The organism is Plantactinospora sp. CA-290183 (assembly GCF_050936375.1).
Taxonomy (GTDB): Bacteria; Actinomycetota; Actinomycetes; order Mycobacteriales; family Micromonosporaceae; genus Plantactinospora.
Genome location: NZ_JBNJMX010000006.1, coordinates 201,873 through 218,215, shown reverse-complemented (window position 1 = coordinate 218,215; position 16,343 = coordinate 201,873). Strand labels below are relative to the sequence as shown.

The 16,343-nt window shown below is 73.9% G+C and carries 14 protein-coding genes and 1 other RNA gene; 11 read left to right on the top strand and 4 right to left on the bottom strand.

The genetic code is table 11. The annotated features are described in order from the left end of the window. Positions 1-121 precede the first annotated feature (121 nt). The 3 genes from ACQEUR_RS14385 (at position 122) to ACQEUR_RS14375 (ending at position 5,009) form a co-directional block, all read left to right on the top strand. Entirely contained in the window at positions 122-637 is a 516-nt protein-coding gene (locus tag ACQEUR_RS14385) for a VOC family protein (RefSeq protein WP_433030372.1), read from the top strand. Between the two features lie 98 nt (positions 638-735). Next, positions 736-3,939 (top strand): SNF2-related protein, encoded by a 3,204-nt coding sequence (locus tag ACQEUR_RS14380; protein ID WP_433030370.1) that lies wholly within the window; start codon positions 736-738, stop codon positions 3,937-3,939. Further along, positions 3,936-5,009: an SWIM zinc finger family protein gene (locus ACQEUR_RS14375; protein ID WP_433030368.1), complete on the top strand. Its 1,074-nt coding sequence runs from the start codon at positions 3,936-3,938 to the stop codon at positions 5,007-5,009. The genes ACQEUR_RS14380 and ACQEUR_RS14375 overlap by 4 nt, the downstream gene beginning before the upstream one ends. Before the next feature lie 91 nt (positions 5,010-5,100). Here the strand turns inward: ACQEUR_RS14375 and ACQEUR_RS14370 are convergent, their stop codons facing one another. Beyond that, positions 5,101-5,355, bottom strand: a complete 255-nt coding sequence (locus tag ACQEUR_RS14370; protein ID WP_433030366.1) for a DUF3040 domain-containing protein — start codon at positions 5,353-5,355, stop codon at positions 5,101-5,103. Positions 5,356-6,052: 697 nt separating this feature from the next. Continuing rightward, positions 6,053-6,733 (bottom strand): bifunctional DNA primase/polymerase, encoded by a 681-nt coding sequence (locus ACQEUR_RS14365; protein WP_433030364.1) that lies wholly within the window; start codon positions 6,731-6,733, stop codon positions 6,053-6,055. Between the two features lie 239 nt (positions 6,734-6,972). On the opposite strand from ACQEUR_RS14365, the gene ACQEUR_RS14360 reads away from it, so the two are divergent. From ACQEUR_RS14360 to ACQEUR_RS14340, 5 genes are all read left to right on the top strand, one after another. Next, positions 6,973-8,202 (top strand): helix-turn-helix domain-containing protein, encoded by a 1,230-nt coding sequence (locus ACQEUR_RS14360; protein WP_433030362.1) that lies wholly within the window; start codon positions 6,973-6,975, stop codon positions 8,200-8,202. Positions 8,203-8,224: 22 nt separating this feature from the next. Then, entirely contained in the window at positions 8,225-8,794 is a 570-nt protein-coding gene (locus ACQEUR_RS14355; RefSeq protein WP_433030360.1) for a flavoprotein, read from the top strand. Positions 8,795-8,948: 154 nt separating this feature from the next. After that, positions 8,949-9,812, top strand: a complete 864-nt coding sequence (locus tag ACQEUR_RS14350) for a Nif3-like dinuclear metal center hexameric protein (RefSeq protein WP_433030358.1) — start codon at positions 8,949-8,951, stop codon at positions 9,810-9,812. After that, complete coding sequence (locus tag ACQEUR_RS14345) at positions 9,809-10,549, top strand: zinc ribbon domain-containing protein (protein WP_433030356.1); 741 nt, start codon at positions 9,809-9,811, stop codon at positions 10,547-10,549. Before ACQEUR_RS14350 ends, ACQEUR_RS14345 begins: the two co-directional genes overlap by 4 nt. Continuing rightward, positions 10,546-11,703 (top strand): bifunctional RNase H/acid phosphatase, encoded by a 1,158-nt coding sequence (locus ACQEUR_RS14340; RefSeq protein ID WP_433030355.1) that lies wholly within the window; start codon positions 10,546-10,548, stop codon positions 11,701-11,703. Before ACQEUR_RS14345 ends, ACQEUR_RS14340 begins: the two co-directional genes overlap by 4 nt. Before the next feature lie 10 nt (positions 11,704-11,713). Here ACQEUR_RS14340 and ACQEUR_RS14335 read toward each other — a convergent pair whose 3' ends face one another. Then, positions 11,714-12,574, bottom strand: a complete 861-nt coding sequence (locus tag ACQEUR_RS14335) for an alpha/beta fold hydrolase (RefSeq protein WP_433030354.1) — start codon at positions 12,572-12,574, stop codon at positions 11,714-11,716. Positions 12,575-12,812: 238 nt separating this feature from the next. Here ACQEUR_RS14335 and ACQEUR_RS14330 point away from each other — a divergent pair, with 238 nt between their 5' ends. Both ACQEUR_RS14330 and mctP read left to right on the top strand, forming a co-directional pair. Next, positions 12,813-13,052 (top strand): DUF3311 domain-containing protein, encoded by a 240-nt coding sequence (locus tag ACQEUR_RS14330; RefSeq protein WP_433030352.1) that lies wholly within the window; start codon positions 12,813-12,815, stop codon positions 13,050-13,052. 6 nt (positions 13,053-13,058) lie between these two features. Then, positions 13,059-14,735 carry a monocarboxylate uptake permease MctP gene (gene mctP, locus ACQEUR_RS14325; protein ID WP_433030350.1) on the top strand — a complete coding sequence of 559 codons (1,677 nt, stop codon included), beginning with the start codon at positions 13,059-13,061 and terminating at the stop codon, positions 14,733-14,735. Between the two features lie 130 nt (positions 14,736-14,865). Here the strand turns inward: mctP and ACQEUR_RS14320 are convergent, their stop codons facing one another. Further along, positions 14,866-15,627, bottom strand: a complete 762-nt coding sequence (locus ACQEUR_RS14320) for a sulfite exporter TauE/SafE family protein (protein WP_433030348.1) — start codon at positions 15,625-15,627, stop codon at positions 14,866-14,868. A gap of 179 nt (positions 15,628-15,806) precedes the next feature. Between ACQEUR_RS14320 and rnpB the strand changes: the two genes are divergently transcribed. Beyond that, an RNA gene (gene rnpB, locus ACQEUR_RS14315) (RNase P RNA component class A) lies at positions 15,807-16,247 on the top strand. Positions 16,248-16,343: the final 96 nt, after the last annotated feature.

Sequence of the window (16,343 nt, the reverse complement as noted above, 5' to 3'; positions counted from 1 at the left end):
CGAATTGGCGCGGGGCGGGGAACCGGCCGGGGCCGCGAGCCAGGCGGGCCCGGCGAGGGGGCGGTTTGTCCGCCGCTGACCTGGGAAATCCCGGACACCTCGGACAAGGGAGCGGATGACGATGACGACGACCAGCGGTGCCGGGCCGTCCGGCACCTCGTTCGGGTTGCGGATGATCGACCACGTCGGCATCTCCGTCTCCGACCTGGACCGCTCGGTCGCGTTCTACCAGGCGCTCACCGGGGTGGCACCCGCTGTCCGGAACGAGACGATCGAGGGACCCGGGTTCGCCCGCGGCGCCGGGTTGCCGACGACGAAGCTGCGGTACGCGACGTTCCAGCTGGAGAACCTGAACATCGACGTGATCGAGTTCCAGGAGCCGAGGGGCGAGCCGGTGCCGGCCACCGCCAACCGTCCCGGGTCGATCCACCTCTGCTTCGAGGTCGAGAACCTCGCCGACGTGCACGCCCGGATGCGCCGGGCCGGCATCGAGTTCCTCGGTGAGCCGTACCGGTTCAGCGACGAGGAGGTCTCGGCCAAGGACTCGGTGGGCACCGAGGTCGCGTACTTCAACGACCCGGACGGCAACAACCTGGAACTGATCGCGCCACGCGGAGGCTTCGTCCGACGCGGCTAGGTTCCGCCGGGATCCACCCGACACCTCCTGGCCGGTCGGCGGGAGGTGCTAGAAAGGGACCCGCCCGCCAACCACCCGCGCCGAGAGGGGACCCGTCCGTGCTGGTCGTACACGGGGTGTGGCGGCTCGGTGGCCGGCTCGCGCTGTGGGTGGAGGACTCCACCGCACCGGTCGGTCCGGCCCGGGGCCGCGGTCGGCCGCCGCGCGACGCCGCGCACCCCTTCGCGGTGGGCCACCCCGCGCTGACCGAGGCGCTCGGCGAGCTGGCGGCCAAGGCGACCACCGGGAGCGTCCCGCTCCTGCTGCCGACCCGGGCCGGTGCGCCGGTGGACTCGCCCGAACTGGTCCGGACCGAGCCGGCCGGGTCCGGTCGGGGCCGCCTCACCCTGGCCGGCTGGCGGGTGCCGGTCCTGGAGTACGAGGCCGACCTGGCGCTGCCGGTGCTGCTCGCCTTCGGCCCGGACGGCCCAGCGGGGCAACCGGGCGGTGCCGGGCCGACGCCCGGCGCCTCGCTGCGCCACCTCGGCCGGCTGGCCGAGTTCGCCACCGAGCTGGTACGCCGGGGCCGGGTGCTGCCGGGGCTGGGCGGGACGGGCGCCGCCGAGGCGGTGTGGCGACCGCTGCTCACCGGCCCGGACGCCGGTTGGGCCCGCGCCCTGACCATGGCGCTGCCGCCGGCCGCCCGGGCCGGTCTTCCGGAGCGCCCCGTCGACGGCGGTTCCCCCGGCGGGGACCCGGCCACGGCGATCGTGGCCGACGCCCTGGACACGCTGACCGACGCCGCTGCCCGGGGCGCGCTGGAGGGCGTACGGCTGATCGAGACCGCCCGTGCCGGCGGCGTGGACGCCGGCGTGCGGGCCTGGCTGCGCGCGCTGACCGGCCGCGAGCGCAGTTTCAGCGCCCCGCCGGAGGCGCTGGCGGTGCTGGACGCGGAGTTGCGGGCGTGGCAGCGGGACGCCGCCGGAAGCGCGGTCCGGGCCTGTTTCCGGCTGGTGGAGCCGCCCGCGCCGACCGAGATCGAACTCCTCGCCGACGCGACCGCCGCCGTGGCGGGACCGGCCGGGCCGGTGCAGCCGGGGGCTCCGGCCGGACCGGCCCGGGACGACCGGTGGCGGGTCGAGTTCGCGTTGCAGGCGGTGGACGAGCCGAGCCTCATCGTCGGGGCGGACCGGATCTGGACGGCCGGCAGCGCCCTGCGGGCCCTCGCCCGGCACCTGGCCGAGCCGCAGGAGACGCTCCTGACCGAGCTGGGCCGGGCCAGCCGGCTCTGGCCCGAGCTGGAGGACGCGCTGCGCACCGCCGCGCCGGAGGGGTTGACCCTGGACACCGAGGGCGCGCACCGGTTCCTCCGGGACGGCGCCCCGGTGCTGCACGCCGCCGGCTTCGGGGTGCTGCTGCCCTCCTGGTGGCAGCGTCCGGGCGCCCGGCTCGGCGCCCGGTTGCAGGCCCGGACCCGCACCGCGCCGGGCACGGTCGCCACCCGCAGCGCGCTCGGGATGGAGGCGCTGGTCGACTACCGGTGGGAGCTGGCGCTGGGCGACCAGCCGCTCTCCGGCGCCGAGCTGCGGGGGCTGGCCAAGCTGAAGACCCCGCTGGTGCGGCTGCGCGGCCAGTGGGTGGAGCTGGACCCGCGACGGCTGGCCGCCGGGCTCCGGCTGCTGCGTACCGGTGGCGAGCTGACCGTCGGCGACCTGCTCCGGCTCGGGCTCGCCGCGCAGGACGAGCAGGAGGCGCTGCCGGTGCTGGAGGTGAGCGCCGACGGCCCGCTCGGCGACCTGCTCGCCGGCCGCGCCGAACGGCACCTCGCGGAACGGGACCCGCCGGACGGCTTCCGGGGCGCGCTGCGGCCGTACCAGCGGCGAGGGCTGGCCTGGCTCGCCTTCCTCCAGTCGCTCGGCCTGGGCGGCGTCCTCGCCGACGACATGGGGCTGGGCAAGACGGTGGTGATGCTCGCCCTGCTCGCCGGGGACGCCCCGGACGCCGGCCCGACCCTGCTGGTCTGTCCGATGTCGCTGGTCGGCAACTGGCAGCGGGAGGCGGCCCGGTTCACGCCCGGGCTGCGGGTGCACGTGCACCACGGCGCGGAGCGCCCGCGCGGCGCGGAGTTCACCGCGGCGGTGCGGGCGGCGGACCTGGTGCTGACCACGTACTCGATCGCGGCCCGGGACGCGGTGGCGCTCGCCGAGGTCGACTGGCACCGCATCGTGGTGGACGAGGCACAGGCGATCAAGAACGCCGCCACCCGGCAGGCCGCCGCCGTCCGCTCGCTGCCCGCGCGGCACCGGGTCGCGGTCACCGGTACGCCGGTGGAGAACCGGCTGGCCGACCTCTGGTCCATCATGGAGTTCGCCAACCCGGGCCTGCTGGGCAACGCGCCGGCCTTCAAGAAGAGGTACGCCGAGCCGATCGAGCGGCACGGCGACGACGAGGCGGCGGCACGGCTGCGCCGGATCACCGGCCCGTTCGTGCTGCGTCGGGTGAAGACCGACTCCTCGATCATCACCGACCTGCCGGAGAAGCTGGAGATGGAGGTGCTCTGCAACCTCACCCGGGAGCAGGCGTCGCTCTACCAGGCGGTGGTGGACGACATGATGGCCCGGATCGAATCCAGCGAGGGGATCGAGCGGCGTGGGTTGGTGCTGGCCACCATGACCCGGCTCAAGCAGGTCTGCAACCACCCCGCCCAGGTGCTCCGGGACGGTTCGGCGCTGCCCGGCCGGTCCGGCAAGCTCGCCCGGCTGGAGGAGATCCTCGACGAGGTGCTCGCGGCCGGCGAGAAGGCCCTGATCTTCAGCCAGTACGCCGAGTTCGGCGGGATGCTCCGGGCGCACCTGGCGGCCCGGTTCGGCCGCGAGGTGCTCTTCCTGCACGGCGGCGTCGGCAAGGCCGAGCGGGACGAGCTGGTGGCGCGCTTCCAGGACGGCCGGTCCGGCCCGGACGACCGGCCCGACCCGACCTCCGGACCGGGCGGGCCGAGCCTGTTCATCCTCTCCCTGAAGGCCGGCGGCACCGGGCTGACCCTGACCGCCGCCAACCACGTGATCCACGTCGACCGGTGGTGGAATCCGGCGGTGGAGGACCAGGCCACCGACCGGGCGTTCCGGATCGGGCAGCGCCGGCCGGTGCAGGTCCGCAAGTTCGTCTGCGCGGGCACCGTGGAGGAGAAGGTCGCCGCGATGATCGCCGAGAAACGGGGACTGGCCGCGAAGATCGTCGGCAGTGGGGAGCAGTGGCTCACCGAGATGTCCACAACGGAGCTGCGCCGGCTCTTCGCCCTGGAGGCCGGGGCGGTGGTGGAATGAGCGGGCCGCAGCGCGGGGACGGGCCGGACGGCGCCGGTCGGCGCCCGCGGACCGGCGGGGGGAGGTTCGCCGAGTTCGGCCCGCCGCGCAAGGTCTCCGGCGGGCTGCGCGCCCGTAACGCCCGGGGGTCGATCGGCCAGTCCTGGTGGTCCCGCCGCTTCGTGGACGTGCTGGAGTCGTTCGCGCTCGGCACCCGGCTCACCCGTGGCCGCTCGTACGCCCGGACCGGGCAGGTGCTCTCGCTGGACGTGGCACCGGGCCTGGTCACCGCCGTGGTGCAGGGTTCCCGGTCCACGCCGTACCGGGTGTCGATCGGCCTGCCGCCGTTTCCCGAGCCGGTCTGGGCGCGGCTGGAGACGCTGCTGGCGACGCAGGCGCTGTTCAGCGCGCGGCTGCTCGCCGGGGACGTACCGCCGGAGCTGGAGCGGGTCTTCGCGGAGGCGGGTGCCCCGCTCTTCCCGGCCACGATCGGCGCGCTGGCGCTGCGGTGCGACTGTCCGGACTTCGCCGTGCCGTGCAAGCACCTGGCCGCCAGCTTCTACCTGCTGGCCGAGGCGTTCGACGCGGACCCGTTCCAGCTTCTGCACTGGCGGGGCCGGGACCGGACCCGGTTGCTGGCCCGGCTACGGGCGCTGCGTACCGGCGCGGGCGAGGGCGGCGACGGACACGGTGACGACGGAGACGGTGACGACGAGGGCCGCGCTGGCGAGGACCAGGGCCGCGCTGGCGAGGACGGCGCCGGCCGTCGGCGTCCGGCGGGGCGCCGCGGGCGTACCGCGGGGTCGACCCGGGTGGGCGCGGACCGTGCCGGGCGGGCGGAGCGCTTCGACGGCCCGCCACCGGTCGGTGCCGAGCTGGCCCTCGCCGACCTGCCGGACGAGCCGGTGGCGGACCAGGCGGAGCGGTTCTGGCTGCCCCCGGTGCCGCTGCCGTCCCGGGCGCCGACCCTGGCCACGGCACCGGAGCTGCTGCTGCGCCAGCTCGGGCCCCCCGGCGCGGCGATCGGCGGACCCGGTCTGACCGAGCGGCTCCGCCGGGCCTATGACCGGTTCGGTGCGGACCGGAGCTGACCGGCACGGTTCCGGCCGGCGCTGACCGGCACGGTTCCGGCCGGCGCTGACCGGCACGGTCCCGGCCGGGACCGTCGGGTGTCCCGGCCGCTCACCGGTGCCGGCGCGCCTGCCACATCAGCAGGGTCGCCGCCACCAGGACGGCCGGGGCCATCGCGGCGGCCACCCACCCCCCGAGGACGACCAGGGCCGGTACCGCGGCCCAGAGTACGAAGGTCATCACGAGTATCAGTCGTCCGCGGCGCAGTCGGGCCCGGTCGCCCAGCCGGGCGACGAACTCCGGATCGGTCGCGCGGAGGTGGTGCGTGATCTCGTCAAACCGGCGCTGATCCTCTTTGCTGAGCATGACGCTGGCCCTTTCCTCAGGCGTCAACCAGTCCGGCGCCGAGTACCCGGTCACGGTGGGCTCTCACGCTCCTCCTCCCGCTGGTCCGGGCCGGTTTTCAGCGGTGCCGGGCAGACGCGTCGTTCTCGCCCAGCCGGCCGCATAACCCGGCGGGCGGGCCGGCGACCGGTGCGGCGGACCGGTTCGGTGCGGCGCCCGGATTGCCCTCGGACGGTCGGGCCCGGCCCTACCGGCGGAGACGTGCGGAAACGGCTCAGCGCACGGGATCCGGCGGGGTTTGTGCCGGGCCGGTGCGGACCGGCGCCGGTGGGCGGGCTGAGAGGTCCGCGAGGTCCGCGGCCGGGCGGGGCGACCGCGCCGGGGTCGACGGACCGGCGCTAGCGGACCGGGCGATGGGTGCCGGCCGGGCGGGAGCCGGCGGGGCGGGCTCCGCCGGGCCGGGAGCCGGCCGGACGGGTGCCCGCCCAGCGGTAGCCCGGAGCCGGACCGCCGGTCGGTTCGATCGGGCCCGAAGCGGACACCACGTTCTCGCTGGACATCATCCACACCCCCGTCAGCGCCCGGGAACCGTGCGCTACCTGCCTTAACGACCGTACCGGCTGTCGGTCGTCGCCGGTGGCGGGGCGCGGTTTGTCATCCGGCCCGCCCCACCCGTCCGGCCGGTCGGGGACAGGCCGGACGGGTGGGACGGGCCGGCCTAGCTCCCGCGACGCTGGGCGGGCAGCCGGGCGGGGAAGAGCGGTGCGGGCAGCGCCGGGGAGACCGCGTCCAGCGCGTCCACCAGCAGCTCCTGGACCACGTACGAGTCGGGCAGCCGCCAGCGGGTCTCCTCCGGGGACACCGCCCAGCGCACCACGCCCTCGGGCAACCGGGTCGGTGGCGCGGGAATCCACGAGCCGAGGCCGTGGCGTACCACGTAGAGACAGCGCTCCAGCTCGGGCCGGAGCGAGTCGCCGGGGCGGACCAGGAACATCCACCGGCCACCCGGGCTGACCGCGACCGGCCCGCGCAGCGGATCCGGCCCGTGCGGGCTGTGCCGCGGCCGGACCACCTCCAGGGCGTACCGGCCCAGGTAGGCGGGGACCTCCAGCACGTCGAAGGCGCGGCCGGTGGCCAACAGGACCGAGTACGGCCGGATCTGCCACCAGGTGGCGACCCGGGCGGGGTCGGCGGTGGCGCTCTGTTCCCACTGTTCCAGTGCCGGATGGCAGCCGGTGGTCGGGCAGCCGGCCCGGCCACAGACGAACCGGTGCCGGGCGAGGCAGGCGCCGGGCGTCACATCCCAGCCGTGTCCGGCGTACCGGACCGCGACCCGGCGCAGGCGTACCCGGTCGAGTTGGCTGAGGCGGACCGAAGGCGGAAGAACTTTCCCCCACATCGTGTACGAACCCCCTAATTCAGCGATCGCCGTCAGTTCTGGGGGTTGATCCCCGTCACTGGCGCCATACGCGGTCGTTTGTCCGGGCAGACAGCCGCAAGTTGCATGGAAACCTACGAGCGGTCGTCCGCGGGCTGACGTACATGCTGTGCGACCAGCCCAGACGCGAGCGCACCACGCTTCTTCCGGCGCGGAGCCCACCGGCCGGCACGCCGACGACGCAGGAGGGAGGCACGGCCGTGGACGAGCTGCCGATCGGGCGCCGCGTAGCCTACTGGCGCGGTCGCCGCCGGATGTCCCAGCAGGTCTTCGCAGATCGACTCGGAAAGTCGAAGAGCTGGGTGGACAAGGTCGAGCGGGGCGTACGCCGGCTCGACAAGTTCTCGGTGCTCTACGAGATCGCCGACGTCCTGCAGCTCGACGCGCAGTTGCTGCTCGGCAAGTCGCCGGAGCGCCGGACCGACGGCCTCACCTGCATCGACGAGGTCGAGGTCGAGGAGATCCGCTCCGCGCTGGAGCGGTACGACTCGATGGCCTCGTTCTTCGCCGCCCCGAACCCGCCGTCCCTGACCGAGCTGGACAAGTCCGTCAACCACGCCTGGCTGACCTTCCAGTACGCCCGCTACGGGGTACTCACCCGGGCGTTGCCGAAGTTGTTGCGCGACGCGCAGGCGCTGGACAGCAGCTCCAGCGGCGACGACGCGCGCAGGGCCGCACACCTGCTGGGGCAGGTCTACCAGATCGCCTCCTCGGCGCTGCGCAAGCTGGGCGAGTACGAGCTGGCCTGGTTGGCCGCCGACCGTTCGATGGCGGTGTCCCAGCGCGCCGAGGACCCGTTGCTGGCCGGGGTGGCCGCCTACCGGGTCGGTCTGTCGCTGCTCGCGCTCGGCCGGGCCCGCCCCGCGCTGGAGGTCAACGTCAGCGTCGCCAACCGCCTGGCGCCGGGGGCCGGCAACGGCTCCGGCCCGGCGCAGCTCTCGGTCTACGGAATGCTGCTGTTGCAGGGCGCCATGGCCGCCGCCCGGATGGGTGACAACAACACCGTCCGGGACCTGGTCACCGGGGCCGAGGAGGCGGCGGTCGAGCTGGGCGAGGACCACAACCACTACTGGACGAGCTTCGGGCCGACCAACCTGGAACTGCACCGGGCGGCTGCCGCGGTCGAGCTGGGCGAGGGGCGGAACGCGGTGGACACCCACGAGCAGCGGATCATGGGCCGGGAGGGTTTCGCTGCCCTGCTGCCGGAGCGGCGCGCCCACCACATGCTCGACCTGGCGCGCGGCTTCGCGCAGATCGGGGACCTGGACCGGGCGGGCGAGGCGCTGGTCGACGGTGACCGGCTGGCCCCCTCCGAGATCCGCTGCCGGCCGATCGCCCACGAGGTGATGGCGAACGTGCTGCGTCGCACACGAGGTGCGCCGCCCGCGCAGATTGCGGAGTTGGCTGAGCACATGGGAGTAGGAATATGACCGCCGGGCCGGGCGGCCCCCGGTGACGGACCCGACCCGGCCCCGGGTCCTCTACGTACTCGCCTGCGGCTCGCCCGTGGCCCGTGACGTCGGTCGGCTGGTCGAGCACGCCCTCCGCGACGGCTGGGAGGTCTGCGTGGTGGCGACCCCGGACGGGACGAAGTTCGTCGACGTGCCCGCGCTGGTACGGCAGACCGGCCACCCGGTCCGGTCGACGTACAAGAATCCGGGCGAGCCCGACGTGCTGCCCGGGGCGGACGCGATGATCGTCGCGCCGGCCACGGTCAACACGATCAACAAGTGGGCGGCCGGCATCGCGGACACCCTCGTGCTCGGCCTACTGGTGGAGGGGCAGGGCAAGGGGCTGCCGATCGTGGCGATGCCGTTCACGAACGCCGCGATGGCCGCGCATCCGGCGTTCCGGCAGAACCTCGCCCGGCTTCGCGAGTGGGACGTCACGGTGCTCTTCGGTGACCACGTCATGCCGCTGCACGCACCCGGGACGGGCGACCGGCACCTGGACAGGTTTCCGTGGCGGATGGCGCTCGACGCGCTGCGCGCCCGGGTCTCGGTCGGCGGCCAGGTCAGTTGACCCACCGGCCGGTCCGGTCCGGGTCGACCCGTCCGCCGGGGTCCTGAGGTGAGCCGCCGGCCGGGTCCCGGATCGGCGCGCCGGGGGCGGACCGCGCGGCCGTGATCGAGCCGGCGCCCCTGCCGGTCGGCCCGCGCCGGTAAGCTGGGCCGCCGTGAGTGCAACCGGATCCCGGACGGTCAGCGTGGCCGACGTCGTGGCGTGGCTGGAGCGACGCTATCCGCCGGCCTGGGCCGAGGGATGGGACCGGGTGGGCCTGGTGCTGGGCGAGCCGGCCGCGCCGGTACGCCGGGTCGCCTGCGTGGTGGACGTGGTGCCGGAGACGGTCGCCGAGGCGGTCGAGCAGGGCGCCGACCTGATCGTGGCGCACCACCCGCTGCTGCTGCGCGGGGTCTCGTCGGTGGCCGCGACCACGTACAAGGGCCGGATCGTGCACACGTTGATCAAAAATGACGTGGCCCTGTACGTCGCGCACACCAACGCCGACGTGGCCGCCCCGGGAGTCTCCGACGCGCTGGCCGCCCGGCTGGGCCTGACCGGGCTGCGCCCGCTGCGCCCGGCCGCCCCGGGCAGCCCCGCCGAGGGTGGTGGCCGGGGCGTGGGGCGGTTCGGCCGGCTGCCGCGTCCGATGACGCTGGCGGAGCTGACCGCGTACGCGGCCCGGGTGCTGCCGCCCACCGCCTGGGGCGTACGCGCCGCCGGCGACCCCGGCCGGATCGTCGAGACGATGGCGGTGAGCGGCGGCGCGGGCGACGGATACCTCGACGACGCCGTCCGGGCCGGCGTCGACGCCTTCCTCACCGCCGACCTGCGCCACCATCCGGCCAGCGAGCACCTGGCCGGGGGCGGACCGGCCCTGCTGGACGCCGCGCACTGGGCGACGGAGCGGCCCTGGCTGGACGAACTCGCCGCTAACCTGCACGACCAGCTGTCCGTCGAGACCGTGGTGTCGGATCTCGACACCGATCCGTGGACCGTGCACGCCGCATTCCCCGCGACCAAGGAGCCCCGCAGATGAAAGCTGACCCGCAGGACCAGCGCCGCCTGCTCGACGTGCAGGCGATCGACACCGGGCTCGCCCAGCTCGCCCACCGGCGCCGTACGCTGCCGGAGCACGCCGAGGTGGAGGCGCTGGCCCGTGAGCTGTCGGCGCTGGAGGACGAGCGGGTCCGGGCCCAGGTCGCGGTGGACGACCTCGATCGCGACATCGCCCGGCTGGAGCGGGATGTCGACCAGGTGCGGGTCCGCAAGGACCGGGACCAGGCGCGGCTGACCGTCGGCTCCGGTCCGGCCCGGGAACTGGAGGCGCTGCAACACGAGCTGGCGTCGCTCAACCGGCGGCAGGGCGAGCTGGAGGACGCCGAGCTGGAGCTGATGGAGCAGCGGGAGACGGCGCAGGGCGTACTCGACGGGATCGAGGAGCGACTGGCCACGGCCCGGGAGCGTCGGGAGGACGCCGAGCGGCGCCGGGAGCAGGCGCTGGCGGAGATCACCAAGGAGGAGGAGTTCAAGGCCGCCGGGCGTCAGCCGCTGGTGCGGGACCTCCCCGCCGACCTGGTGACCCTCTACGACCGGATCCGGGAGACGTCGGGCGGCCTCGGCGCGGCGCTGGTGGCGGGTGGGCGCTGCGGCGGCTGCCGGCTGGAGTTGTACGGGGCCGACCGCGGCCGGATCAAGGCCGCCGCCCCGGACGAGGTGGTGCGCTGCGAGGAGTGCCGGCGGATCATGGTCCGTACCGCCGAGTCGGGGCTGTGACCGCGGCTGCCGCCGGCGGTGCGCGCGCGACCCGTCGGGTGGTCGTGGAGGCGGACGGTGGCGCCCGGGGCAATCCCGGCCCGGCCGGTTACGGCGCCGTGGTCCGGGACGCCGACAGTGGCGAGGTGCTGGCCGAGCGCTCCGAGTCGATCGGGGTCGCCACGAACAACGTCGCGGAGTACCGCGGCCTGATCGCCGGGCTGGAGGCGGCCGAGGAGGTCGGCGCGGGCAGCGTCGACGTCCGGATGGACTCCAAGCTCGTCGTCGAGCAGATGGCCGGCCGCTGGCAGATCAAGCACCCGGGGTTGCGGCCGCTGGCGGCGCAGGCGGCGGGCCTGGTCCGGCGGTTCGGCACGGTCACGTACACCTGGATCCCCCGGGAGCGCAACCGGCACGCGGACGCGCTGGCGAACGCCGCGATGGACCTGGCGGCCGGGAAGGCGCCCGCCACCGACCGGGTGGCGCGGGCCCACGAGGTCGCCGCCCAGGGGTCCACCGCGGGCAGCTCGTGGGAGCCGCGTCCGGCCTCGACGGCCACCCGGCTGCTGCTGGTCCGGCACGGGGAGACGGAACACACCGCGCTGCGGCGCTACTCCGGTCGCGGCGACGTGCCGCTGTCGGAGCGGGGCCGGGCGCAGGCACGGGCGACGGCGGCCCGGCTGGCCGGGCTCGCCCCGTCGGTCGCGGCCGTGGTCACTTCGCCGCTGTCCCGGTGTACGGCCACCGCGCGGTTGCTGGCCGAGGCGCTCGGCGACCCGCCGGTGGTGACCGAGGGGGACCTGGTGGAGTGCGACTTCGGTGAGTGGGAGGGGCGCACCTTCGCCGAGGTGCGCGAGCGGTGGCCCCGGGAGATGGACGCCTGGCTGGCCTCGCCGGAGGTCGCCCCGCCGGGTGGCGAGTCCTTCGTACAGGTCGGCACCCGGGTCAGCCGGGCGGTGGCGGGGCTGCTGGCGACGTATCCGGGGGAGACCGTGGTGGTGGTCTCGCACGTCTCCCCGTTGAAGATCGCGCTCCGCGACGCGCTCGCCGCCGGCGACGCCTTCCTGCACCGGCTCTACCTGGACCCGGCCGGTCTCTCCATCCTGGACAGCTGGCCGGACGGCGGGGTCGCGGTCCGGACGGTCAACGACACCGCGCACCTCGCCGCGCTCTGAGCGGAGCCGCTCACCCCTGGCTGAGGAAGGTCTGGACGGTCTTGACGAACCGGGCCGGGTCGTCGAGCCAGGGGAAGTGGCTCGCGCCGTCCTGCACCACGACCTCGGCGGCGGGCAGCAGCGCGGCGAGCGCGCGGGCGGCCTCCGGGGTGGGCGCCGGGTCCAGCTCGCCGGCCACGATCAGCACCGGTGCGTCGAGTGCGGCGAGTCCGGCCCGGACGGCCGCGACGTCCGGCGCCACCCCGGCGTAGAAGCCGGCGGCGGCCGCCCCGGACCACTCCCACTGTTCGGCCTCGCTGTGCGCGCGGCTCCGCTCGTCCCACCGGCCGTACCCGAACGGGGCGGCGGCCCAGCGCAGTGGGGCCACCTCCGCCGGGCCGGCGCCCCGGGCCGCCGCCTCCTGCCAGGCGTCCAGCGCGGCCTTCGCCTTCGGGTACCACCACTGGCCGGAGCGGGCCTCGATCGCCGCGGCGAAGCCGACCGGCTCCACGCCGGCGGCGCGCAGGCCGGGTGCGACCAGGACCAGCCGGGACAGCCGGCCGGGGAACCGGCTGGCGTAGAGCTGGGCCGGGTTCCCGGCGGCGGAGTGGGCGAGCAGGTCCATCCGGTCGAGCCCGAGATGGCGGCGCAGCGCCTCGACGTCGTCGACGATCCGGTCGTACCGGTACGTCGCCGGGTCCTGCGGGACCGCCGACTCGCCGGTGCCCCGCTGGTCTAGCAGGATCAGCGTCCGGTGCGCGCGCAGCCCGCCGAGGTCGCCGAGGTAGGCCGAGGCGCGGCCCGGGCCGCCCGGCAGGCAGACCAGCGGCGGGCCGGCGCCCACGACGTGGCAGGCCAGTTCCGTTCCGTCGTACGAGGGGAATCGCGGCACCCGGCCAGCATGGCAACCGGCCGACGGCCGATCAAGCGTCCATAGCCAAACTTCAATTTCTGTTACCGTGATCCGTCCGCTTGCGGGTGACTTGTGCCGCTCGAAGATCGCCATTCGGCGCAGGACGGTCGCCGCTGAGCGCAGCGCGACCGCGTCGGATTGGTGACGGCGGTCACGGTGCCCTACCCTCCTGCGGCACACACAGATCCCGGAACCACCGCCGCAGGGGAGTGCTGACATGAGCGAACCTGACCCGGGGACGGCGCCGATCACGGCGGTGTCCCGAGCAAAGGATCACAGTCCCTGGAACTGGCTGCTCTTCATCCCGATCGTGGTGCCACTGGTCACGGCGCTGTTCAACACCGACTCGCCACGGCTGTTCGGCTTCCCGGTCTTCTACTGGTTGCAACTGGCCTTCGTCCTGCTGGGCGTGGCCACCACGACGCTGGTCTACCAGATGACGAAGAAGCGGAGGTGACCCGCGGTGTGGCAGGACCATCTCACTGAGATCATCGTCTTCACGCTGCTCTTCCTGTTGGTCAGCGGAATGGGCTTCGTGGCCGCGCGGTGGCGCGCCCCGAAGGACATGGCCCACCTCGACGAGTGGGGCCTCGGCGGCCGCAGCTTCGGCGGCTGGATCACCTGGTTCCTGGTCGGCGGCGACCTCTACACCGCCTACACCTTCGTGGCCGTACCGGCGCTGGTGTTCGGGGCCGGGGCCGCCGGGTTCTTCGCCGTGCCGTACACGGTCATCATCTATCCGCTGGTGTTCCTGGTGCTGGTCCGGCTCTGGTCGGTGTCGCACCGGCACGGCTTCGTCACGCCGGCCGACTTCGTCCGCAAGCGGTTCGACTCGCCGGCCCTGGCGTTGATCATCGCGATCACCGGGATCGCCGCCACCATGCCGTACATCGCGCTGCAACTGGTGGGCATCGAGTCGGTACTCAAGGCGATGGGGGTCACCGGGGAGAGCACGCTGGCCCGGCACCTGCCGATCATCATCGCGTTCGCCATCCTGGCCGCGTACACCTACCAGTCCGGACTGCGGGCGCCGGCGCTGATCGCGTTCGTCAAGGACACGCTGATCTACATCGTGATCCTGGTGGCGGTCCTCTACCTGCCGTACAAGCTGGGGGGTTGGGGTGAGATCTTCGACGCCGCGGACGCCAAGTTCGACGCGAGCCCGGCACCCGGAGACGGCATCCTGCTCAACGCGAACAACCAGTTGCAGTACATCACCCTGGCGCTGGGCTCGGCGCTGGCGCTCTTCCTCTACCCGCACAGCCTGACCGGCGTCTTCGCCGCCCGGAGCCGGGACGTGATCAAGCGGAACATGTCCGCGCTGCCCGCCTACAGCCTGCTGCTGGGGCTGATCGCGCTGCTCGGCTACATGGCGATCGCGGCCGGGGTGACCCCACTGCCCGGCTCGACCCCGGGCACCGTGGACAACAACACGGTGGTACCGCTGCTGTTCGAGCAGCAGTTCCCGAGCTGGTTCGCCGGGGTGGCGTTCGCCGCGATCGGCATCGGCGCGCTGGTGCCGGCGGCCATCATGTCGATCGCCGCGGCGAACCTCTTCACCCGCAACATCTACAAGGAGTACCTGCGCAAGGACGCCTCGCCGGCCCAGGAGGCGAACGTCTCGAAGATCACCTCGCTGGTGGTGAAGGTCGGCGCGGTCGCCTGCATCGTCTTCCTCGACCCGCAGTTCTCCATCGACCTGCAGCTCATCGGTGGCGTGATCATCCTGCAGACGCTCCCGGCGGTCGCCCTCGGCCTCTACACCCGCTGGTTCCACCGGGGCGCTCTGATCGCCGGCTGGGCCGCCGGACTGGGCCTGGGCACCTGGATGCTCTACCAGATCCCCAACCCGGCCAGCAAGCGCGCCCACTTCGGCGGCTCGGCGTTCCCGCTGGAGAAGTTCGGCTTCGACACCCCGAAGACGATCTACGTCGGACTGGTCGCCGTCGCGGTCAACCTGCTGGTCGCCGTGCTCGTCACGCTGATCCTGCGGGCGGCCAAGGTGAGCGAGGGCGTCGACGGCACCGAGCAGGACGACTACTTCGCCGACGAGGGCGACCCCAGGGTGGTCCCGGTGATCCCCACCCCCCGCGACGCCCCCACCCCCGACCCCTCCGCAGAACCCGCCCCCAAGGTCTAACCCCCAAGATCCCCGTGATCAGGGACCTGTTCCCGCGTGTCGTCGGCGCGTCGGGCTCCGGGCTCCCTGATCACGGGGATCTTGCCGTTGTCACGCGCGCCCGCCGGACGGGCACCGTGGGGCGGCTCGGTCAGCCGTAGGCGCGGGCGAGCAGGAGTAGGCCGACCGTCCAACCGAAGATCACGATGACGGCCTTGAGGATCTCCGGCGGCAGCCGGCGGACCAGTCTGGCCCCGGCGTACCCGCCGAGAATGGTCGCCGGGGCCAGCACCGCCACGGCGACCCAGTTGACCGGGCCGAACACCGCGAACGCCACCGTGGTGGTCAGCCCGACCACGGCGGAGAGCAGATTCTTGATCGCGCTGATCCGGACCAGTGACTCGTCCAGCACCAGCCCCAGGCCGGCGACCAGCATGACGCCGAGCGCGGCCCCGAAATAGCCGCCGTAGACGGCGCCGAACACCACCATCAGCTGTACGGCGACAGTGCCGCGCCGTGCGCTGAGGTGGCGCGGATGCCCGACCAGCCGACGCAACTGGTCCTGGAAGCCGAGCAGGGCGGCCGCGCCGATCACCAGGAACGGCACCACCAGCTCGAAGGCGCGGGCCGGGGTGGAGAGCAGCAGCGCACAGCCGGCGGCGGTGCCCAGTACGGTGCTCGGCACCAGCCAGAGCAGCCGCCGCCGGTCCGGCAGATCCGCCCAACTGCCCGCCACACTGGCCAGGTAGCCCGGACAGACCGCGATCGAGTTCGTCACGTTCGCCGCCACCGGCGGCAGACCGACCGCGATCAGCGCGGGGAACGTGATCAGCGAGCCGCCACCGGCCACCGCGTTGGCGCTGCCCGCGGCGAGCCCGGCGGCGAGCAGCAGCAGCGCCTCGGGGATGTCCATCGGTGCCGAGGCTAGTGGCGGAGGGGCGGTCCGGCTCGTCGTAGGGGTGTGCTGTGGCTCGTGCCATGGCCGGCCGGCTTCTGCCGGTGCCGTTCTTTGGCCGTTGACCCCCGGTGGTGCGGGCCGCCGGGGTGGTGGTCCGCTTTTCCCGAACATCGGTACCATTGGTGCGCGACGGACGAGTCGACCGGGCGGTCGCGTCGGCGGGCCGCGTGCCCGCCGCCGAGGAACGTCCGGACTCCACAGGGCAGGGTGGTTGTTAACGGCAACCCGGGGCGACCCGCGGGAAAGTGCCACAGAAAACAGACCGCCGGATCGGGCATCCCGGGCATTACGCGCGGAACAGCCGATTCGGTAAGGGTGAAACGGTGGGGTAAGAGCCCACCAGCATCCCGGGTGACCGGGATGGCTCGGTAAACCCCACCCGGAGCAAGGCCAAGAGACGGCCGTCACCGGAAGGCGACGGCCTGCGCAGGCGTTCGAGGGCTGCCCGCCCGATGTCTGCGGGTAGGCCGCTGGAGCCTGCCGGCAACGGTAGGCCGAGATGGATGACCGCCGCCGGCCTCACCGGCAACGGTGCGTGCCGGGCACAAAATCCGGCGTACAGGTCGACTCGTCCGTCGCCTTACCGCTGAGCTGCGGATTCTCTGAGTCATTGATCTTGTGGTCACATCTGTGGTCACGGAGATCGACTACCGTCGTATGGGTAGTCGTCG